18 protein-coding genes are annotated in these 19,198 nt (G+C 66.5%); 15 read left to right on the forward strand and 3 right to left on the reverse strand.

Annotated features, from left to right (window positions below; translation table 11 throughout):
* Positions 1-7: 7 nt before the first annotated feature.
* The 5 genes from cobN to cobJ are packed head-to-tail and all read left to right on the forward strand — an operon-like array spanning position 8 to position 6,496.
* The gene (gene cobN / locus C8J45_RS05925; protein ID WP_107962372.1) at positions 8-3,241 is read left to right on the forward strand and encodes a cobaltochelatase subunit CobN; all 3,234 of its coding nucleotides are present in this window, start codon (positions 8-10) and stop codon (positions 3,239-3,241) included.
* Entirely contained in the window at positions 3,238-4,386 is a 1,149-nt protein-coding gene (locus tag C8J45_RS05930) for a cobalamin biosynthesis protein CobG (protein ID WP_107962373.1), read from the forward strand. Before cobN ends, C8J45_RS05930 begins: the two co-directional genes overlap by 4 nt.
* Positions 4,387-5,016: a precorrin-8X methylmutase gene (locus C8J45_RS05935; protein ID WP_107962374.1), complete on the forward strand. Its 630-nt coding sequence runs from the start codon at positions 4,387-4,389 to the stop codon at positions 5,014-5,016. It abuts the gene before it with no gap.
* Positions 5,013-5,750, forward strand: coding sequence for a precorrin-2 C(20)-methyltransferase (cobI, locus tag C8J45_RS05940; RefSeq protein ID WP_107962375.1), 738 nt, complete (start codon positions 5,013-5,015; stop codon positions 5,748-5,750). The genes C8J45_RS05935 and cobI overlap by 4 nt, the downstream gene beginning before the upstream one ends.
* Positions 5,747-6,496, forward strand: a complete 750-nt coding sequence (cobJ, locus tag C8J45_RS05945; RefSeq protein ID WP_107962376.1) for a precorrin-3B C(17)-methyltransferase — start codon at positions 5,747-5,749, stop codon at positions 6,494-6,496. Before cobI ends, cobJ begins: the two co-directional genes overlap by 4 nt.
* On the opposite strand, the gene C8J45_RS05950 is transcribed toward cobJ, so the two are convergent.
* Positions 6,472-7,221, reverse strand: a complete 750-nt coding sequence (locus C8J45_RS05950; protein WP_107962611.1) for a cobalt-precorrin-6A reductase — start codon at positions 7,219-7,221, stop codon at positions 6,472-6,474. The two genes, cobJ and C8J45_RS05950, sit on opposite strands and share 25 nt — an antisense overlap.
* On the opposite strand from C8J45_RS05950, the gene cbiE reads away from it, so the two are divergent.
* From cbiE to C8J45_RS19535, 7 genes are all read left to right on the forward strand, one after another.
* On the forward strand, positions 7,211-8,419 hold the full coding sequence (gene cbiE / locus C8J45_RS05955) for a precorrin-6y C5,15-methyltransferase (decarboxylating) subunit CbiE (RefSeq protein WP_374956424.1): 1,209 nt from the start codon (positions 7,211-7,213) through the stop codon (positions 8,417-8,419). The two genes, C8J45_RS05950 and cbiE, sit on opposite strands and share 11 nt — an antisense overlap.
* Complete coding sequence (locus tag C8J45_RS05960) at positions 8,401-8,793, forward strand: cobalamin biosynthesis protein (protein WP_258191322.1); 393 nt, start codon at positions 8,401-8,403, stop codon at positions 8,791-8,793. The genes cbiE and C8J45_RS05960 overlap by 19 nt, the downstream gene beginning before the upstream one ends.
* Positions 8,790-9,575 (forward strand): precorrin-4 C(11)-methyltransferase, encoded by a 786-nt coding sequence (gene cobM, locus C8J45_RS05965; RefSeq protein ID WP_107962378.1) that lies wholly within the window; start codon positions 8,790-8,792, stop codon positions 9,573-9,575. The genes C8J45_RS05960 and cobM overlap by 4 nt, the downstream gene beginning before the upstream one ends.
* The gene (locus C8J45_RS05970) at positions 9,572-10,879 is read left to right on the forward strand and encodes a cobyrinate a,c-diamide synthase (protein WP_107962379.1); all 1,308 of its coding nucleotides are present in this window, start codon (positions 9,572-9,574) and stop codon (positions 10,877-10,879) included. The genes cobM and C8J45_RS05970 overlap by 4 nt, the downstream gene beginning before the upstream one ends.
* Positions 10,876-11,595 (forward strand): uroporphyrinogen-III C-methyltransferase, encoded by a 720-nt coding sequence (gene cobA / locus C8J45_RS05975; protein WP_107962380.1) that lies wholly within the window; start codon positions 10,876-10,878, stop codon positions 11,593-11,595. The genes C8J45_RS05970 and cobA overlap by 4 nt, the downstream gene beginning before the upstream one ends.
* Positions 11,592-12,350 carry a precorrin-6A synthase (deacetylating) gene (gene cobF, locus C8J45_RS05980; RefSeq protein ID WP_107962381.1) on the forward strand — a complete coding sequence of 253 codons (759 nt, stop codon included), beginning with the start codon at positions 11,592-11,594 and terminating at the stop codon, positions 12,348-12,350. Before cobA ends, cobF begins: the two co-directional genes overlap by 4 nt.
* A 111-nt stretch (positions 12,351-12,461) precedes the next feature.
* Positions 12,462-12,584 carry a hypothetical protein gene (locus C8J45_RS19535; protein ID WP_258191323.1) on the forward strand — a complete coding sequence of 41 codons (123 nt, stop codon included), beginning with the start codon at positions 12,462-12,464 and terminating at the stop codon, positions 12,582-12,584.
* Positions 12,585-12,663: 79 nt separating this feature from the next.
* On the opposite strand, the gene C8J45_RS05985 is transcribed toward C8J45_RS19535, so the two are convergent.
* Positions 12,664-12,933, reverse strand: coding sequence for a DUF1488 family protein (locus C8J45_RS05985; RefSeq protein ID WP_107962382.1), 270 nt, complete (start codon positions 12,931-12,933; stop codon positions 12,664-12,666).
* Positions 12,934-13,106: 173 nt separating this feature from the next.
* Between C8J45_RS05985 and C8J45_RS05990 the strand changes: the two genes are divergently transcribed.
* From C8J45_RS05990 to C8J45_RS06000, 3 genes are all read left to right on the forward strand, one after another.
* The gene (locus C8J45_RS05990; RefSeq protein ID WP_258191324.1) at positions 13,107-13,727 is read left to right on the forward strand and encodes a DUF1826 domain-containing protein; all 621 of its coding nucleotides are present in this window, start codon (positions 13,107-13,109) and stop codon (positions 13,725-13,727) included.
* Between the two features lie 68 nt (positions 13,728-13,795).
* Positions 13,796-15,943 carry a M3 family metallopeptidase gene (locus C8J45_RS05995; RefSeq protein ID WP_107962384.1) on the forward strand — a complete coding sequence of 716 codons (2,148 nt, stop codon included), beginning with the start codon at positions 13,796-13,798 and terminating at the stop codon, positions 15,941-15,943.
* Between the two features lie 147 nt (positions 15,944-16,090).
* Complete coding sequence (locus C8J45_RS06000) at positions 16,091-18,505, forward strand: TonB-dependent receptor domain-containing protein (protein ID WP_258191325.1); 2,415 nt, start codon at positions 16,091-16,093, stop codon at positions 18,503-18,505.
* 36 nt (positions 18,506-18,541) lie between these two features.
* Here C8J45_RS06000 and C8J45_RS06005 read toward each other — a convergent pair whose 3' ends face one another.
* Positions 18,542-19,177: a glutathione S-transferase gene (locus tag C8J45_RS06005; RefSeq protein ID WP_107962385.1), complete on the reverse strand. Its 636-nt coding sequence runs from the start codon at positions 19,175-19,177 to the stop codon at positions 18,542-18,544.
* Positions 19,178-19,198 lie beyond the last annotated feature (21 nt).

Raw genomic sequence — 19,198 nt, forward strand, 5'->3', positions numbered from 1 at the left:
GCCCACGATGCATGTCGTCTTCCGCGAGACCCACGGGCTGGAGGAAAGCGCGGTCCCGCAGGACCTCGCCCAATCCCCCGCGGATCTCGTCGTCCTCTCCTTCTCCGACGGTGACCTCGGCGCATTCGCCGCGGGCTGGAGACGTGCGGACGCAGCCGGAAGCCGATTGCCGTCGCTACGCCTCGCGAACCTGAGCGCACTCCAGCATCCGCTCTCGGTCGACACCTATGTCGAGCAGACGCTGGCAGGCGCGAAGGGCGTCCTGATCCGGCTGATCGGCGGGCGGTCTTACTGGAGTTACGGCCTGCAACAGGTCGAGAACCTTGCGCGGGAGAAGGGCATCGCGCTGGTCGTCCTCGCAGCGGACGGCCGCATCGACACGCGGCTCGACGCCGCCTCGACGATCCCGCTCTCCACGTTGCGCCGCCTGGCCCATCTCTGCGACACTGGCGGCGCAGTCGCGGCGCAGGCGGCACTGGCCCAGTTCGCGCTGGCCGCCGGCTGCTACGCCGGCCCGGTCACCGGCGTCCGCGCGATCGCCGATGTCGGCGGCTGGCAGCCACATGACGGCGTGACCTGCCCGGCCGCGTTCGCCCTGAACGCGACACGCCCCCGCATCCTGATCGTTTTCTACCGCTCATACCTGACCGCCGCGGACCTCGACCCGATCGAAGCGCTTCACGCCGAACTTTCCGCGCGAGGGTTCGACGTCATCGGCCTCTTCGCGCCCTCGCTCAAAGCGCCGGACGCGGCCGGCTGGCTGAGCCGTTGGGTCAAGGCGCTGGAACCCGCCGCGATCGCCAACGCCACCGCCTTTTCCGCGCGCGGCGTCTCCGACACCACGCCTCTCGACGGTGCCAACGTGCCCGTTTTTCAGATTGCGCTAGCCACCTCCGACCGCGCCGCCTGGGCCGGCGCCACCCGCGGCCTGTCGCCCGCCGACCTCGCCATGCACGTCGTCCTCCCCGAAGTGGACGGTCGCCTCTTCGCCGGTGTCGCCAGCTTCAAGGAAGCTGCCGCGAGGGACGGATACCTCGAATACACGCGCCGCGAACACCGCGCCGACCCGGCCCGCATCACCGCCATCGCCGCGCGCATCGAAGCCTGGACCAGCCTGGCCAGCAAGCCGGTCGCCGACCAGCGCATCGCGGTCGTTCTCTCGACCTACCCTGGCAAGGCATACCAGATGGCGCACGCCGTCGGCCTCGACGCACTCGCCTCCACGCAAGCGATCCTCGCAGACCTCACCGAAGCCGGCTACGCGATCACGCCCGACGCAACTGATCTCGCTACCTCACGCATCCACTGGCCGCTCGCCGAGTATCGCAAAGGCCTCGCGCACCTTCCCGAAACTCTGCAGAAAGACCTCCAGGAAAGCTGGGGCAATCCAACGGAAGACTTCACTTTCACCGCGATCGATCAGGGCGGGGCGCTTGTCGCCCTCCAACCCGAACGCGGCCGAACCGAGCAACGCGCCGAGGAATATCACGACCTTTCACGCTGCCCCTGCCATGCCTATGTCGCCTTCTACCTCTGGCTCCACGCGCGCGGCACCAATGCGCTGGTTCATGTGGGCGCGCATGGCACGCTCGAATGGCTCCCCGGCAAGTCGGTCGCGCTGTCAGACTCCTGCTGGCCCGAAGCGCTCACCGGTGCGATGCCCGTCATCTACCCGTTCATCGTCAACGACCCCGGCGAAGCGGCCCAAGCCAAACGTCGCATCGGTGCGGTCACGCTCGGCCACGTCCCGCCCCCGCTCGAACGCACGCGCACCGGCGCCGGCCTCGGCCGCCTCGAAGCGCTGCTCGACGAATTCTCCAACGCCGACGGCCTCGACCCGGCACGGCGCGACCGCCTGCAACGCGACATCCGCGACGAAGCCACCGCCACCGGCCTCGCGGCAACGCTGGGCCTCGACGACGCGCAGTCCCAAGCCGACGCGATCACCCGCATCGACACCTTCGTCTGCGACGTGAAGGAAAGCCAGTATGGCGACGGCCTCCACATCTACGGCCGCGGCGAACATGGCGAAGCCGAACGCGCGGGTCTTCTGTCGGCGCTCCAAGGCAAACGCGTCGCATCAGGCCCGTCCGGCTCCCCGTGGCGAGGCCGCGCCGACGTCCTCCCGACCGGCCGCAACCTCTACACCACCGACCCTCGCGCGGTCCCGTCGCGCGCCGCCCATACTCAGGGCGTGAAGCTCGCCGACGAACTCATTCGCCGCCATTTGCAGGATCACGGCGATTACCCTCGCACCCTCGTCGTCGACCTCTGGGCCTCCGCCACGATGCGGACCGCGGGCGAGGAGTTCGCGATGGCGCTCCATCTGCTCGGCGCGGAACCGGTGTGGGACATGCAATCCGACCGCGTGACGGGTGTCGAGATTCTGCCACTGGCGAACTTCGATCGCCCCCGCATCGACGTCACCCTGCGCGTGTCGGGCCTGTTCCGCGATGCCTTCCCGACGCTCTGCACGATGTTCGGCCAAGCCGTCCGGGCCCTCGCCGCGCGCGACGAACCGCAGGACTGGAACCCGTTCGTCGGCAAGCCCGCGACCGCTCGCGTCTACGGCCCCGAACCCGGCCGCTACGGCCTGAGCATGGGCGCCGCCGCCGAAACCTACACGCCAGCGGCGCGACTGGAAGCGGGCCAAGCTTGGCTGTCCGCCTCCAGCCACGCCCTAGACGACGGCGCGGACAGCTTCGATCCCACCGGCATCCGCGACCGTGTCGCCGCCGCCGATGCCTTCGTCCACGTCCAGGACCTGCCCGAAACCGATCTCCTGCTCGCCGTAGACTACGCCGCGCACGAGGCCGGCTTTGCCGCCGCGCAATCGGTCGCGGGGGGCAGCGCCACGCTCTACCATCTCGACGCGCGCGATCCGAACCAGGCCAAGGCCCGCCCGCTCAACGAGGAGATCGCCCGCGTCGTCCACGCCCGCGCGGCAAACCCGGCCTGGGTCGACGGCATGATGCGCCACGACTTCCGTGGTGGCGCGGAGATCGCCGCAACGCTAGATCATCTCGGCGCCTTCGCGCATCTCGCCAGTGCGGTCCGTCCCGAACTGATCGACCTCTATTACGACGCCACGCTGGGCCGCGACGACGTCCACGCCTTTCTCGCCGAAGCCAACCCGGGCGCGCTCGCGGCGATGAAGGCGCGGTTCGCCGCCCTCCATGCCGCCGATCTCTGGCCGACCCGCCGCAACTCGATCCTCGCGAGCCTGGACTTGCCGGTATGACCGCGCCGGTCACCAACGGCGTCGTCAAAGGCTGGTGCCCCGACGCCTGGCGTCCGATGATGGCCGGCGATGGATTGCTGGTCCGTGTAAGGCCACCGCTTGGCCGCCTCACGCGCGTCCAGGCACTTGGCCTTTGCGAAGCGGCAACACGGCACGGTAACGGCCAGATCGACGCCACCACCCGCGCCAACCTCCAGATCCGCGGCGTCCGGGAGGATAGCTGGCGACCGCTGATCGATGCGCTTCTCGACCTCGCCCTGATCGAGCCCGACCCGGTCCGGGAAGCGCGCGCGAACATCCTGGTCGCACTCGAATGGTGCGTGGGCGACGACACCCACCGCGTCGTCGAAGAACTGCGCGCCCGCCTCTCGGAACTGCCGGACCTACCCGGCAAAGTCGGCTTCGCGATCGACGCTGGCCCAACGCCCGTGCTCAGAGACGCCCCGGCAGACTTCCGCATCGAACGCGCCATGTCCGGATCGCTGATCCTCCGCGCGGATGGCCGCGACCTTGGCATACCGCTATCGCACGGTACCGAAGTCGACCGCCTGATCGCGCTCGCGCATTGGTTCGTCGACAGCGGCGGCCGAGCCAATAAACGCATGGCGCGCCACGATGCACTACTCCCTGAGTGGGCGACCGCGACGACGCCCCCCGCATTCGCAGCCACGGCGCTTGAGCCCGGCCCACATCCGCTAGGCATGGCGCTCGGCCTGCCGTTCGGTCGTATCGCAGCGACGGCCCTGACGCGCTTGCTCGAAGCCGAGCCCATCTGCGCCATCCGCATGACGCCGTGGCATGTGGTGATCTGCGAGGCGGACGGGCCGTTCCAGGCCAACCCGGCCGAGTTCATTACCGACCCATCTTCGCCGGTCCTGCACGCCGACGCGTGCGTCGGCGCACCGGCCTGCCCGCAAGCCACTGTCGAGACTCGCGCACTAGCCCACCGCCTGGCCCCCCACGTCGCTGGCAGCCTGCACGTCTCGGGTTGCGCCAAGGGATGCGCCCGCGCAGCCCCCGCCGACATCGTTCTCACTGGTCGCAAAGGTCGCTACGACCTTGCCTATGCCGCGCGCGCGGGCTCACTACCTGCCGTTACAGGTCTGGACGCCGCCCAGATCCTCGCCCATTTCGGAGCCGCCTGAATGCCGTACGCCTATGAAACCGACGGCGCGGCGATCTACCGCCAGTCCTTCGCGATGATCCGCGCCGAAGCCGATCTCGCCCGCTTTTCGCCCGCGGAAGAACCAGTCGCAGTTCGCATGATCCACGCCACCGGGCTGGTCGGCCTCGCCCAGCACCTGCGCTTCTCGCCGACCTTCGCGGTCGAGGCGCGTCGCGCACTGCAAGCCGGCGCACCGATCCTCTGCGACGCGCGCATGGTCACCGAGGGCATCACGCGCGCGCGCCTCCCTGCCGACAACCGCATCGTCTGCACGCTCCACGCGCCCGAAACACCGGACCTTGCCCGAACGATGGGCAACACCCGATCCGCCGCCGCGCTCGAACTCTGGCGCCCGTATCTCGCAGGTGCCGTCGTCGCGATCGGCAACGCGCCGACCGCGCTGTTCCACCTGCTCAACATGCTCGAGGACCCCGATTGTCCGCGCCCGGCGGCGATCATCGGCTGCCCGGTCGGGTTCGTCGGGGCGGTGGAATCGAAGGCGGCACTCTGGACCGACCAGCCGGTGCCCTGCGTCGTCGTCGAAGGCCGGATGGGCGGCAGCGCGATCACCGTCGCCGCGATCAACGCGCTCGCGAGCGGCACCGAATGACACCCGTGCGATCTGGGGGTACGATTCACGGCGTCGGCCTGGGCCCCGGCGCGCAGGACCTGATGAGCGTCCGTTCGGACAGCCTCGTCCGCGGCGCGCGTCACGTCGCGTATTTCCGCAAGGCCGGACGTCCCGGCCAGGCGCGAAAGATCGTCGAGGGCATGCTCCGCGACGACGTGATCGAATTCGCGATGGAATACCCGGTCACCACGGAGATCCCCGTCTCAGATCCGCGCTACAACGACTGTCTGTCGGCCTTCTACACCGCGTGCACCGATCACCTTGCCGCGCTTGTCAAGGCAGGCGAAGACGTCGTGGTCCTCTGTGAAGGCGATCCGTTCTTCTACGGCTCGTTCATGCATCTCTACACCCGGCTCCAGCCCATCGCCCCGGTCGCGGTGGTCCCCGGCATCACCGGCATGTCGGGCGCCTGGACCGCCAGCGGCGCGCCGATCACCTGGGGGGACGACGTCCTGACCGTCTTGATGGGTACGCTGCCCGAGGAGGACCTCGTCCGCCGGATCCGAGACACCGACGCGCTGGTGGTGATGAAGATTGGCCGCCACCTCGACAAGCTCCGCCGCGCCGTTGCCGCCGCCGGCCGCGAGGATGCGGCATGGCTCGTCGAATATGCCGCGATGGCCGACCAGCGCGTCACGCGGCTGTGCGAGGCGAACGCCGTCACGCCCTATTTTGCGATCCTCCTGATCCATGGACAGGGGCGTCGCCCATGACCGGCTGGCTCGCCGTCGCAGGGCTCGGCCCCGGCAACGAAGCGCTCGTGACGCCCGAAGTCACCGCCGCACTCGCCGACGCGACCGACGTCATCGGCTACATCCCCTACGTCGCCCGCGTCGCCCCCCGCGAGGGCCTGACGCTCCATCCGACCGACAACCGCGTCGAACTCGACCGCGCCACGCACGCGCTTCTGCTGGCCGCGCAAGGCCACCGCGTGGTCGTTGTATCCTCTGGCGATCCAGGCGTGTTCGCGATGGCGGCGGCGGTATTCGAAGCGCTCGAAGCCGGCCCGCGCGAGTGGCGCGACCTCGATATCCGCGTGCTCCCTGGCATCACCGCTATGCTCGCCGCAAGCGCGCGCGCCGGTGCGCCGCTCGGCCATGATTTCTGCGCGATCAACCTGTCGGACAATCTAAAACCCTGGCCGTTGATCGAACGCCGCGTGCGGCTAGCCGCCGAAGCCGACTTCGCAATCGCGTTCTACAACCCGCGATCGAAGGCGCGCCCGGATGCGCTGATCCGCATCTTCGAGATCCTCCGGGAGACCTGCGCCGACGACCGCCCGGTGCTGTTCGCGCGCGCCGTCTCCACGCCCGAGGAAACGCTCCGCATCGTGCCTTTGCCCGAAGCGCGCGCGGAGATGGCCGACATGCGCACGATGATCATCATCGGCTCCAGCCTGACGCGGATCATCGAACGCGCGGCCGGCCCAATCCTCTATACGCCGCGGTCGGCGCCATGATCGATCCAGCGCAGTACGTCCTCCGCGGCCTGCACCTCCAGCCGATCCGGCAGGACCGGCCGATCGATCATGATCACCGACAGCCCGAGCGCACGCGCCGCGCCCAGCTTTGCCTGCGCGCCCGTACCGCCCGCATTCTTGCAGACGACCGCCTCGATCCCGTGCGCCGCCATCAACCGCCGGTCACCGTCCACATCGAACGGCCCGCGATCGACCACCAGATGATGCCGCGGCAGCCCGGGCGGATGATCGGGCGCGTCGACGAACCGCAGCAGATACTCATGCTGAGGCTGCGCGCCGAACGCATCGACATGCATCCGTCCCAACGCCAGCATCACACGCCGCGCGGGGCCTGCCAGAGCCGCGACCGCCGCCTCGATATCGGCCACCCGCGTCCACCGATCGCCAGCCACGGGAGCCCAGGGCGGCCGCGTCAAGGCGATATGCGCAACGCCTGCCCGTGCCGCGGCCGTGACGGCGTTCGCGCTCATCCGAGCCGCGAACGGATGCGTCGCGTCCACCAGATGCGTCACGCCGTGCTCACGCAGATACGACGTAAGCCCATCGACGCCGCCAAACCCACCGACGCGCACCGGGATCGGCTGAACCTTTGGGCTGGCGACACGCCCAGCATAGCTCAGCACCGCATCGTCGCCACGTGCCGCCAGCATCGCGGCGAGTGCGCTCGCTTCGGTCGTACCGCCAAGAACGAGGATGGTCGGAATGGCTGAGGCTCCATGGCTGACGATCGTCGGGATCGGCGAAGAAGGCATCGCCGGCCTCTCCGCGCCAGCCCGCCTAGCGCTTGCCGAAGCGGAGATCGTGACGGGCGCGACCCGCCATTTGGCGCTCGTCGGCGATCTTACGGCTGAGGTCGAACCTTGGCCAGTACCGTTCGATCAGGGCATCGCGCGGTTGCTCACGCATCGCGGCCGCCACGTCGTCATGCTTGTCTCGGGCGATCCGTTCTGGTTCGGCGCAGGCACGTCGATCACGCGCCATCTGCCTACCGACGAATGGATCGTGTATCCCGTATCGTCGACGTTCAGTCTCGCCGCAGCCCGGCTTGGCTGGCCACTGGAGGACACGCCATGCCTCGGTCTTCACGCCGCGCCGTTTACACGGCTGCGTCCTCACATCGCGGTCGACCGCAAAGCGCTAGTCCTGGTGCGTGACGGCGATGCGGTTGCGGTTCTCGCGCGGTATCTGTGCGCGCTCGGCTTTGGAGGATCGCGCCTGCACATTCTCGAAGCACTTGGCGGCCCTCGTGAACGCATTCGCCAAGCGATCGCCGCCGACCTGGATTTCGCCGATATCGCCCATCCCGTTGCGATCGGCATGATATTTGCCGGCGCAGGTAACGTGTTGCCCCAGGCAACCGGTCTGCCCGACGCGTGGTTCGAGCATGACGGCCAGATCACCAAAAGCCCGATCCGCGCGCTGACCTTGTCCGCCCTTGCCCCGAAGCCGGGTGAGAAATTGTGGGATATCGGCACCGGCTCGGGTTCGATCTCGATCGAATGGCTGTTGTCGCATCCTTCGACGCACGCGATCGCCTTCGAAGCCGACCCGATCCGCGCCGGCCGGGCCCGTACCAATGCCGCCGCCCTGGGGGTAGATCGTCTGACGGTCGTGGAGGGCAGGGCGCCTGCGATCCTCCAAGGCCACGCACGGCCTGACGCCGTGTTTATCGGCGGCGGTCTGTCGGAAACGCTCCTGGAATCCGTGTTCGCTACGCTTTCCACCGGAACGCGCCTCGTCGCCAATGCGGTCACGCTGGAATCCGAAACGCGGCTCACGCGCTGGCAAGGACTGAAGGGCGGCACGCTATTACGCATCGAACTGTCCGACGCGGTCCCGATCGGGTCGCGTCGGGGCTGGCGCGCGCGCTACCCCGTGGTCCAGTGGAGCGTCTGCTGGTGATCGTCGCCGGCTTCGGTTTTCGGGCGGGCGCGACGCTCGACGCGTTGCGCACTGTGCTCGCCAGCTCGCAACATGGCCACCCTCCGGTCACGGCGCTTGCCGCGCCGCACGACAAGCAGGCGCTGGTGTCGCCCCTAGCCGAGGCTATGGGTGTGCCGATGATCGCCGTATCGCCCAGCGCGTTGCAGTCGGCACAAACGTCGACGCGGTCTGCCGCCAGCCTCAAGGCGCGCGCCACCGGCAGCGTTGCCGAAGCCTCTGCACTTGCCGCGGCGGGGCCAGGCGCCCGGTTGCTGACCCCCCGTCACATTTCGCTCGATCGAATGGCGACCTGCGCCATTGCGCGATCGGTCGCCGAAGGATTCGAAGCATGACCGTTCACTTCATCGGAGCCGGCCCCGGCGCGCCCGATCTTCTCACGCTGCGAGGTCGCGATCGGATCGCCGGATCACCGGTCTGCCTATACGCCGGCTCACTAATTCCAACGGCGATGCTCGATCACTGTCCGCCCGGTGCGCGGATCGTCAACACCGCGGCCTTGTCGCTCGACGAGATCATCGCCGAGATCCAGACAGCAACCGATGCCGGCCAGGACGTCGCGCGGCTCCATTCGGGCGACCTGTCGATATGGTCTGCAATGGGCGAGCAACTCCGCCGCCTCCGCGCACTCAACATCACGTTCACGGTCACGCCCGGCGTACCAGCCTTCGCCGCCGCCGCCGCCGCGCTGGAGATCGAGCTCACGCTCCCCGAACTCGCTCAATCGGTCGTACTGACCCGCACGCCGGGCCGTGCCAGCACGATGCCACCTGCGGAAAAACTCACCACGTTCGCCGCGACCGGGGCGACGCTGGCGATCCACCTTTCGGTGCACAACCTCGCGCAGGTCGTCGCCGATCTGACGCCGGCTTACGGCGCCGAGTGCCCGGTCGCGATCGTCTGGCGCGCGAGTTGGCCCGACCAGCAGGTCGAACGCGCCACGCTCGCAACGATCGCGGACACGATTGAAGGCAAGCCCGACCGCACCGCGTTGATCCTCGTCGGACAGGCGATCTCGCCCAAGGATTTCGCCGAAAGCAGCCTCTACGCGCAAGGCTATGACCGTCGCTTTCGCCCACAATCGGCGGAGTCGAAGTTTGCCGGAGGTGAGGCATGACCCCAGGCCTGCTTGTTGCCGCCCCAGCCTCGGGCACCGGCAAGACCACCGTCATGCTCGGCCTGCTCCGTGCGCTTCGCGACGACGGGGTTGCGGTCCAGCCGTTCAAGAGCGGCCCCGACTATATCGATCCGGCGTTCCACCGCGCCGCGAGCGGCCGGGCATCGTTCAACCTCGATAGCTGGTCGATGCCCGCCGTCATGCTCGATACGCTCGCGGCGAAGGCCGACGATGCCGACTTCGCGCTTGCCGAAGGATCGATGGGGCTGTTCGACGGCGTTGCCAGACCGGGCGAGACCGGCAACGGCGCCAGCGCAGACATCGCTCGCCGGATGGGCTGGCCGGTCGTCTTGGTGATCGACGTTTCCGGCCAGGCACAGTCCGCCGCCGCCACCGCGCTCGGGTTCAGCCGTTACGATCCCAGCGTGCCGATCGCCGGTGTCATCCTCAATCGCGTCGCCAGTCCGCGGCACGAACGTCTCGCGCGCGCCGGCATGGACGCGGTCGGCATCCGCGTGTTCGGTGCCTTGCCGAGGCGCGGCGACCTGAAGCTGCCGGAACGTCATCTTGGGCTCGTCCAGGCGGTCGAGCACGCCGACCTCGACGCGCGGATCGACGAGTATGCGACATTCCTGCGCGCGCACGTCGATATCCCAGCGCTCCGGGAAGCTGCCGCTACGACCGCGCAATCCGTGCCCTACGAAGCCTGGGTCCGCCCCCCGGCGCAGCGGATCGCATTGGCGCAGGATGCCGCGTTCTCGTTCACCTATGCGCACGTCCTGGAGGGCTGGCGCGGGGCAGGGGCTGAAGTGCTGCGGTTTTCACCGCTTGCCGACGAGGCGCCCGCATCCGACGCCGACATAGTCTGGCTACCCGGCGGCTATCCCGAACTCCATGCCGGACGCCTCAGCGAAGCGCGCAGTTTCCACGCCGCTCTCGCCGAGCATGCCGAGACGCGCCCCGTCCACGGCGAGTGCGGCGGCTACATGGCGCTGGGCGAGGGGCTGATCGACGCCGACGGGACACGCCACCGGATGGCCGGACTGCTCGGCCTCGTCACCAGTTATGCGCAGCGAAAGATGCATCTCGGCTATCGACGAGCGTCGCTGCTAGCACCGATGGCGGGCTTCGCGCAGGGCGCCAAACTCGCAGGGCACGAGTTCCACTATTCGACGATCCTCGAACAGCCCGACGCGCCACTAGCCGATGTCGTGGATGCTCAGGGAGAGGCAGTGCCGGAAACGGGCTCCCGTCGCGGACGCGTGACGGGTACGTTCTTCCACATGATCGCGCCTGTTTCATGACGGGGTTCGTGTCCTTCGTCGGCTCGGGCCCTGGCGATCCCGAGTTGCTGACATTGAAGGCCGTGGCGCGGTTGCAGGCTGCGGACGCGGTATTGTTCGACGACCTGTCCTCGGCGGTACTCGGCCACGCCCGCCACGGTGCCGATCTGGTCGCGGTCGGCAAGCGTGCCGGCCGGCCTTCGCCGAGCCAGGCGCACGTCTCGCAACTCCTCGTCGAGTACGCCCGAACCGGCATCCGCGTCGTCCGGCTTAAATCGGGCGACGCCGGCATGTTCGGCCGGCTCGAGGAAGAGATCGTCGCACTGCGAGCGGCAGGCATCCCGTTCGAGATAGTCCCGGGCATCAGCGCCGCGAGCGCCGCCGCGGCCGCTGCGCAGATTCCGCTCACACGCAGGCTCAGCGCGCGGCGCGTCCAGTTCGTGACAGGCCACGACGTCACCGGCGATCTGCCCGAGCAGCGCAACATGGCCGCCCTCGCGGATCCCGAGGCAACGACGGTGGTCTTCATGCCCAAGCGAACCTTCCCCGCGCTGGCCGCATCGCTGATCGCGCATGGCCTGTCGCCCGACACGCCGGCGATGATTGCCGAAAATATCGGGCACCCCGACCAGAGCCTGGCGCGCTCGACGATCGCAGAGCTTGCCGCGCGATTGCAGGAGGGCTTTTCCGGCAAGCCCGCGCTCATCCTCTACGGCCCGCTGATGGACGCGGAATGATCGACCTTCACCTCATCGGCATCGGTACGGGCAATCCGCAGCATCTCACGCTGGCCGCGATCGCGGCGATGAACGCTGCCGACCTCATCCTCCTGCCGCGCAAGGGTGACGCGAAGTCGGACCTGATCGATCTTCGCCGGACGATCTGCGCGGACGTCGTGGCCGGCGCCACGCGCATCGTCGAGTTCGATCTTCCGCAACGCGAGCCGGACTCGCCGTACCTCGATGCGGTCGATCACTGGCATGATGCGATCGCCGATGCGTGGACCGGCCAAATCGCCGCGCATCTGCCTAACGGCGGTAAGCTGGCGTTGCTCGTGTGGGGCGATCCGTCGCTGTACGACAGCAGTTTGCGGATCGCCGATCGGTTGCGGGAGCGCGGCATGGCGATCCGTGTCCATGTCGAACCCGGCATCACCAGTCTTCAAGTGCTCACTGCCGCGCACGTCATTCCCCTCAACACGCTTGCCGCGCCGGTGCTGATCACGACGGGGCGCCGGTTGCGGGCAGGGGGCTGGCCGGAGGGGGTGGATACGCTCGCGGTGATGCTCGACGGCGGATGCGCATTCGAGACGCTCGCAGACGAACGCATTGCGATCTGGTGGGGCGCCTATCTCGGCATGCCGAACCAGTCGTTGATCGCTGGCCCGCTGAGACAGGTCGGCGCGCAGATCGTCCGCACCCGCGCTTCGCTCCGCGCAGAGCATGGCTGGATCATGGATATCTACCTGCTCCGCCGGGAATGGCGCGTCTGACCGCCCTGCTTGCTGCAGGCTAAAATGAACGCACGATTGACGCGCCGTTCAGGTGCCGTGCCGGTTTTGGATCATAAGTCGAGCCGATCGAGGAAATGACGGAGTTCGACCATGCTCAGGATCGTCATGATCGTCTTTGCGACGATATGGGGAGCATCGATGCTGTTCGGGGTGACGCTGCTCGTCGGCAGCCACTATTCGGCGCGCATCCGGCGGTTCGTGACCGGCGACTAGGTCATCCGGCTTTCTGGGAAGTGTGAGCCGACGGCCGGCGCGTCCTGGAAGACGATCGCCGGCCGTCAGCTTGCCGCCGTTATTCGAGGTCGTTCTCGTCTACGACGATCGTCGAAGCCCCAGGCTTGCGCTCCAGCGCTGCCAGGCACGCATCGACGATATCGTCGTTGAACCGGTTGAACAGCTCGATGCCGTCATCCTCGGGCTCGTCGCCGCTCAACTCCTTGAGAACCGCGTATTTTACCGCGAACTCATATTCGTCGCCGTCGAACTCGCCGAGAAACTCGATCTGCTTCTGGATGTCGTTGTCGACGATGCTCGACTGATCGATTTCTAATGCGCTGGCCATGTCGGAACTCCTGAGGTTTGCCCGCCTACTGCCTGCGCTCGGGCAACAGCGCAAGCGTCGGCGCAGCAAGCAAAACTATGCGAGGCTTCGAGCGGGTTGACCTTTTGTCGAGACGATGACACGAACGCGGCATGATACAACATCTCATTGAGCGCTTTGCGCAACGAATGCCGATGGATGCACGTGAAAAAGAGCCTGCGTCATGTGCCGCAGTGGCGATCGGACGTGGTCCGGCAATCCTGGAGCGCATCATGGACGAAACCGTGCATCTGGCGATCTGGCAACGGCCTGCGCCGGAGTACGGCGCGGCGGTAAGCGAACTGGAATGGGATGCGATCGACGACATCGACGACGAGATGGATGTCGTCGACGTACCGCGGGCGTTACCCATATCGCTGGCGGACGCGGGATACCCGGCCGACCTGGGGCTTGCGGACGAGCTGGCCGCGCTCGCGGTGCGCTTTGCGGAGATCGTCGCGTGCGACCGTCTGCGCGTTCGGTTGGATGTGATCAAGACCGATGCATGCCGGAAGTTTCACGCCGACAACGTGACGGTACGGTTGTTGATGCCGCTTGTCGGCCCTGGAACGCAGTGGCTCGCTGCGCGCGGGGTCCATGCCGACCCACTCGTCGCGGAGGGTCAACTGCAAATCGGCGAGGTCGGCCTGTTCAAAGGGCGGGTATGGGCGGAGCGACCGGAAATTCTCCATCGTTCGCCGCCTGTCGCGGCCACGGGGATCACGCGACTGTTGCTGGCGATCGATCCGTTGGGCGGCATCCACGATCAGCGATAACGGGCGTTGTAACCTCTCGTTGCTCCATGCAAGAAGAGCGTCATCACTCCTGCCATTGTGAGTCCTCGATGTCGCGTTCCAGCCTGCTTCGTTCCGCTGCTCTTCTCTGTTGCATCGCCAGCGCCGCCTCGGCGCAAACCCCCTCCAAACCGATTGCCAAACTGTCGCGCGTCAATCCGCTGACCGTGCCCAGCACGCTGCCGTTCCAGGCGCCGCGCTTCGACCAGATCACCGACGCCGATTATCAGCCCGCGCTCGAACAGGGCATGGCGGAGCAGATCGCGGAGATGAAGGCGATCGCGAACAATGCGGCGGCGCCGACCTTCGCCAATACGATTGAGGCGATGGAGCGCTCGGGCCGCACGCTCGATCGCGCGAGCCAAGCGTTCTTCGGCGTGTCGCAGGCGAACACCAACGACGCGCTCGACGCGGTGCGGTCCGCCGAGGCGCCCAAGCTCGCGCAGCACAGCGACGCGATCTATCTCGATCCGAAGCTCTTCGCGCGCGTCCAGGCGCTGTACGCGAAGAAGGATTCGCTCGGTCTCGATGCCGAACAGAAGCAGGTGCTGGAGATCTACCACAGCGACTTCCTCCACGCTGGCGCGCAGCTGAACGATACTGACAAGGCCAAGCTGCGGTTGCTGAATACGCAGATCTCGACCGCGACGACCGACTTCCAGCAGAAGCTGCTCGCTGGGACCAAGGCGGGCGCGCTGGTGGTCGACGACAAGGCCAAGCTTGCGGGCCTGAGCGATGCGGAGATCGCAGCCGCTGCAGAGGGCGCAAAGGAGCGGGGGATGCCCGGCAAGTACGTGCTGTCGCTCCAGAACACGACGCAGCAGCCCGCGCTCGCCTCGCTCAGCGATCGGGCGACCCGCGCGGCGCTGTTCGAGAAGAGCTGGAACCGGTCGCAGCGCGGTGACGCCAACGACACGCGCGCGCTAATCCGGACAATCGCGCAGTTGCGCGCGCAGAAGGCGCAGTTGCTCGGCTATCCGAACTATGCCGCCTATTCGCTGTACGACCAGATGGCGAAGACGCCGGCGGCGGCGAAGGGGTTCATGACCCAGCTGGTGCCCGCAACCGCCGCGGAGCAGCATCGCGAGGCGGCCGAGTTGCAGAAGACGATCGACGCGACCGGCACATCCTTCCCGCTCGCGCCGTCGGACTGGGATTTCTATTCGGACAAGGTGCGGAAAGCCAAGTACGACCTCGACCAGAACGAGCTGAAGCCGTATTTCGAGATTTCGCGCGTGCTGACCGACGGCGTGTTCTTCGCCGCGAACCAGCTCTACGGCGTCACCTTCAAGGAACGCCGCGATATCCCTACCTATCAGCCGGACATCCGCGTGTTTACCGTCTACGACAAGGACGGCTCCGAGCTGGGGCTGATGTATTTCGATTACTGGAAGCGCGACAACAAGGCGGGCGGCGCGTGGATGTCGAACTTCGTCGGCCAGTCGAAGCTGCTGAAGACCAAGCCGGTCGTCTACAATGTCGGCAACTTCACCAAGCCCGCGCCGGGCCAGCCCGCTTTGATCACGTTCGACGACGTGACGACGATGTTCCACGAGTTCGGCCATGCGCTGCACGGGCTGTTCGCGAACCAGACCTATCCGCTGGTGTCGGGCACCAACACCGCGCGCGACTGGGTCGAGTTCCCGTCGCAGTTCAACGAGCATTGGGCGCTCGATCCCAAGGTGTTCGCGAACTACGCCAAGGATTATCGCACCGGCGCGGTGATGCCCCAGGCGCTCGTCACCAAGATCAAGAACGCGGCGAAGTTCAACCAGGGCTATGAACTGGGCGAGCTGGTGGCGGCGGCGACGCTCGATCAGGACTGGCATTCGCTGCCGGCCTCGGCCGGGCCGCAGGATGTCGATGCGTTCGAGACCAAGGCGCTGAACTCGATGGGGCTCGACACGAAGGACGTGCCGCCGCGCTATCGGACCAGCTATTTCGCGCACATCTGGGCTGGTGGCTATGCGGCCGGCTACTATGCGTATCTGTGGACGCAGATGCTCGATAACGATGCGTATGCGTGGTTCATGGCGCATGGCGGGCTGACGCGCGCGAACGGCCAGCGCTTCCGCGACATGATCCTGTCGAAGGGCCATACCGAGGATTACGGTCCGATGTTCAAGGCGTTCTACGGCAAGGATCCGGATATCGGCCCGATGCTCGAAGACCGCGGCCTGACGGCAACTGCAAAGTAATGCAGCAGCAGCGGTGCGGCGGTCTTTCGGAACGCTGCACCGCACCATATTAAATGTGTAGCGCAACGGTCATCCGACTGTCTCGCCGTGCCAATAGGCGCAGCCCCGGGAGTGACGATCGATCGATCTCGCTAGGGGTTTTCAAGAATGACGATGTTTTCTCGTACGGCCGCGCGGCTGTTGTGCGGCGCTATCGGTTTTGTCGTGGTCGGCGTGCCAATAACCGCAACGGCGCAGTCGCTGGTTGTGAAGGACGCGCAGCCGGGTTCGCCTGCTCCAGTGGCCGATCCGGCCGATCCAGCAACCCCGCCTGCCGGGCAGGATGATACGATCGTCGTCACCGGCGCGAACACGCGATCGGTGACGCAGGTCAGCGGCGTCGACATGCAGAAGATCCTTCCCGGCGTCAGCCCGTTGAAGGCGCTGCAAACGCTGCCGGGCGTCACCTTCCTGACCGCTGATCCATGGGGCAACAACGAGCAGAACATCTCGCTGTTCGTCCACGGCTTCAACGCGCAGCAACTCGGCTACACGCTCGACGGCTTACCACTGGGCGATCAGAATTACGGAAATTACAACGGCTTGTCGCCGCAACGTGCGATCATCTCGGAGAACGTCTCGCGCGTCACGCTGGCCAGCGGCGCGGGCGATCTCGGCACCGCATCGACCAGCAACCTCGGCGGTACGATCGATACCTTCTCGAGCGATCCAAGAAAGGATCTCGGCGTCCAGGTCGACCAGACGCTCGGCAGCCACTCGACTTCGCGACTGTTCGCGCGGATCGACAGCGGCGACCTGGGCAACGGCAACGCGTTCTACATCTCGGGCTCGCGGCAGAAGGCGAAGGCGTGGGATTTCAACGGTATCCAGGGCGGCTATCAGGCCAATGCCAAGTTCGTCCACGATGACTTGAACGGCAAGCTGACGCTCTACGGCGCGTTCTCGGACAAGACCGAGCCGAACGAGGATTCGACCGTCATCACGACCGCGACGCAGGCAACCGCGCCGTATGTCCGCCCGTTCGTCTATCCCGATTTCAACGCAATGCTCACCTATCTCAACTCCGGCGCGTACAAGGCTGACGGGTCGAATTACCGCAATTACTACGGTGTAGCGGCGCGCACCGACTATCTTGGCTACGTCAAATACGACTGGAACGTCAGCGACCGCGTGACCTTCTCGAACCAGGCCTATTACCATCACAATGACGGCGTCGGCGTCATCGGCGGTCCGATCGACGTCGCCGGTCTGCCCAAGCTGTTCTCGTTTTACTATCCAGGCCAGAACCTGACGTCGGTGTTCGGCGGCTCGGGCCTAGCCACGCGTACCACCGAATACCGGATCGACCGCGGTGGCCTCGTCTCCACCGTCGCGCTCGATCTCGGCGCACATCATGTCGAGTTCGGCGCCTGGTACGAGCATCAGAGCTCGTCCGCATATCGCCGCTGGTATCCGTTCCCGGTCAACGATCCGAGCACGCCATACCAGCGTCCGCGCGAAGAACTGACGCCGCTGATCACGCAATATCACAGCGAAGTCCGCGTCGACGAATACCAGGCGCACATCCAAGACAGCTGGAAGGTCTTGCCGACGCTCACGATCCAGGGCGGCGTCAAGAGCACGTTCCAGAACGCGTCGCAGCGCATCCCGACGCAGCCGATCCCGGGCTCGTTCACCGGCTCGGTCGCGTTGCCGGTCGGCAAGATCGACACGCACAAATACTTCCTGCCACAGCTTGGTGCGTTGTGGGATGCGACCGACAACGAGCAGGTGTTCGTCAACGTCCAGAAGAACATCCGCCAGTTCCAGACGAGTGCCGCCGCCGGATTGTCGCCGTTCGCGCTCGGCAGCCAGGCGGCGTTCGACCTGTTCAAGCAGGACGTCGAGCCCGAGACGAGCTGGACCTATGAGGCAGGCCTGCGCTCGCATCATGCACTGAACCTTGGCCCTTTGACTGGTTTCGATGGCCAGATCAGCGTGTATCACGTGGACTTCAGCAATCGCCTGCTCGGGATCAGCCCGAACCCGGTGGTGACCGCAGTCGTCAGCGGCGCGGCGATCCTGCAGAACGTCGGTGCGGTGAAGACCGACGGGTTCGACATCGCGGGCACGTTCCGGTTCGGCTCGCACTTCTCGTTCTATCATGCGCTGTCGTACAACAATTCGCGCTACGAGGAGAACTACATCAGCGGGACGAGCACCGTCGCGACGGCGGGCAAGAAGGTGCCGGGCAGCCCCGACTGGCTCAACAAGTTCACCGCCTCGGCCAATTACGGCATCTTCGACGCGCAGCTCGTCGGCGACTATATCGGCAAGCGGTTCGCGACCTATACCAACGACCTGTCGGTGCCGTCCTACTTCACGCTGTCGGGCCGCATCGCCGCGCACGTACCGTTGTCGGAAGGGCAGGTCGTGAAGACGGCGACGGTCAGCCTGAACGTCACGAACATCACCAACAAACGCGCCGCCTCGACGCTCAGCATCGGCGCGGCGAGCGGAACGTTCAACCAGTTCCCGGTAGCACCCCGCCAGGTGTTCGGGACGATCAGCGTCGGCTTCTGATGCGGTGGGGGGCCTCGGGTTTGCCGGGGCCTCCTACTACGCGTCGGTCGACGTCGGGAACACCGTCGAAGGATCGCCGGGTTGCCAGGGCGCAGGGCGTATCATGACCCAAGCGAACAGCGCCGATGCGAGGTGCATCGCCAGCCACGCGTGTAGCCGCTCGAACGGCAAACCATCGAAATAGGATCGATCGGTTTGCGCGAACTGGCGGACGAACGGCATGATCGCAAGATCAGTCATCGACTGCGGGCCGCTGCCCAGACTGCCGGTAGCACGGAGCCGCTCGTCCAAGTCGCGGAGCAGGACGGTCGCGGCGCCGCGGTGCTCGATCGGATCGACATCGTAGCGGTTGGCATATTTGTAGCGGTCGAGATGGTGTTTGAATTCGCCGTCGTTCGTTGCGATCAACCCGGCGTCGCTACCAGTCGGCCATTCAGCATCGCGTGTGTTCGCACAGGCCCAGCGCATGATGTCTAGACTCTGGTCGATAATCGTCCCGTCCGGCAGCACTAGCACCGGCACGGTTCCCTTGGGCGACGCGTCGATCATCGCCGCCGGCTTGTCCCGCAAGACGATCTCGCGCAGCTCGACACGACGGTCGTTCGCCGCAATCGCGAGCCGTGCGCGCATCGCGTAGGGGCAGCGTCGGAAGCTGTAGAGGACCGGTATCATGCGCCGGCCTATAGCGAAACG

This window comes from Sphingomonas sp. PP-CE-3G-477 (assembly GCF_003050745.1).
In the GTDB taxonomy this organism is placed as follows: Bacteria; Pseudomonadota; Alphaproteobacteria; order Sphingomonadales; family Sphingomonadaceae; genus Sphingomonas.

What these genes read in the sequence shown, in the direction of transcription:
- cobN (WP_107962372.1), top strand. Translation starts at nt 8, where the DNA reads ATGCATGTCGTCTTCCGCGAGACCCACGGGCTGGAGGAAAGCGCGGTC.
- C8J45_RS05930 (WP_107962373.1), top strand. Translation starts at nt 3,238, where the DNA reads ATGACCGCGCCGGTCACCAACGGCGTCGTCAAAGGCTGGTGCCCCGAC.
- C8J45_RS05935 (WP_107962374.1), top strand. Translation starts at nt 4,387, where the DNA reads ATGCCGTACGCCTATGAAACCGACGGCGCGGCGATCTACCGCCAGTCC.
- cobI (WP_107962375.1), top strand. Translation starts at nt 5,013, where the DNA reads ATGACACCCGTGCGATCTGGGGGTACGATTCACGGCGTCGGCCTGGGC.
- cobJ (WP_107962376.1), top strand. Translation starts at nt 5,747, where the DNA reads ATGACCGGCTGGCTCGCCGTCGCAGGGCTCGGCCCCGGCAACGAAGCG.
- cbiE (WP_374956424.1), top strand. Translation starts at nt 7,211, where the DNA reads ATGGTCGGAATGGCTGAGGCTCCATGGCTGACGATCGTCGGGATCGGC.
- cobM (WP_107962378.1), top strand. Translation starts at nt 8,790, where the DNA reads ATGACCGTTCACTTCATCGGAGCCGGCCCCGGCGCGCCCGATCTTCTC.
- C8J45_RS05970 (WP_107962379.1), top strand. Translation starts at nt 9,572, where the DNA reads ATGACCCCAGGCCTGCTTGTTGCCGCCCCAGCCTCGGGCACCGGCAAG.
- cobA (WP_107962380.1), top strand. Translation starts at nt 10,876, where the DNA reads ATGACGGGGTTCGTGTCCTTCGTCGGCTCGGGCCCTGGCGATCCCGAG.
- cobF (WP_107962381.1), top strand. Translation starts at nt 11,592, where the DNA reads ATGATCGACCTTCACCTCATCGGCATCGGTACGGGCAATCCGCAGCAT.
- C8J45_RS19535 (WP_258191323.1), top strand. Translation starts at nt 12,462, where the DNA reads ATGCTCAGGATCGTCATGATCGTCTTTGCGACGATATGGGGAGCATCG.
- C8J45_RS05985 (WP_107962382.1), bottom strand. Translation starts at nt 12,933, where the DNA reads ATGGCCAGCGCATTAGAAATCGATCAGTCGAGCATCGTCGACAACGAC.
- C8J45_RS05990 (WP_258191324.1), top strand. Translation starts at nt 13,107, where the DNA reads ATGGATGCACGTGAAAAAGAGCCTGCGTCATGTGCCGCAGTGGCGATC.
- C8J45_RS05995 (WP_107962384.1), top strand. Translation starts at nt 13,796, where the DNA reads ATGTCGCGTTCCAGCCTGCTTCGTTCCGCTGCTCTTCTCTGTTGCATC.
- C8J45_RS06000 (WP_258191325.1), top strand. Translation starts at nt 16,091, where the DNA reads ATGACGATGTTTTCTCGTACGGCCGCGCGGCTGTTGTGCGGCGCTATC.
- C8J45_RS06005 (WP_107962385.1), bottom strand. Translation starts at nt 19,177, where the DNA reads ATGATACCGGTCCTCTACAGCTTCCGACGCTGCCCCTACGCGATGCGC.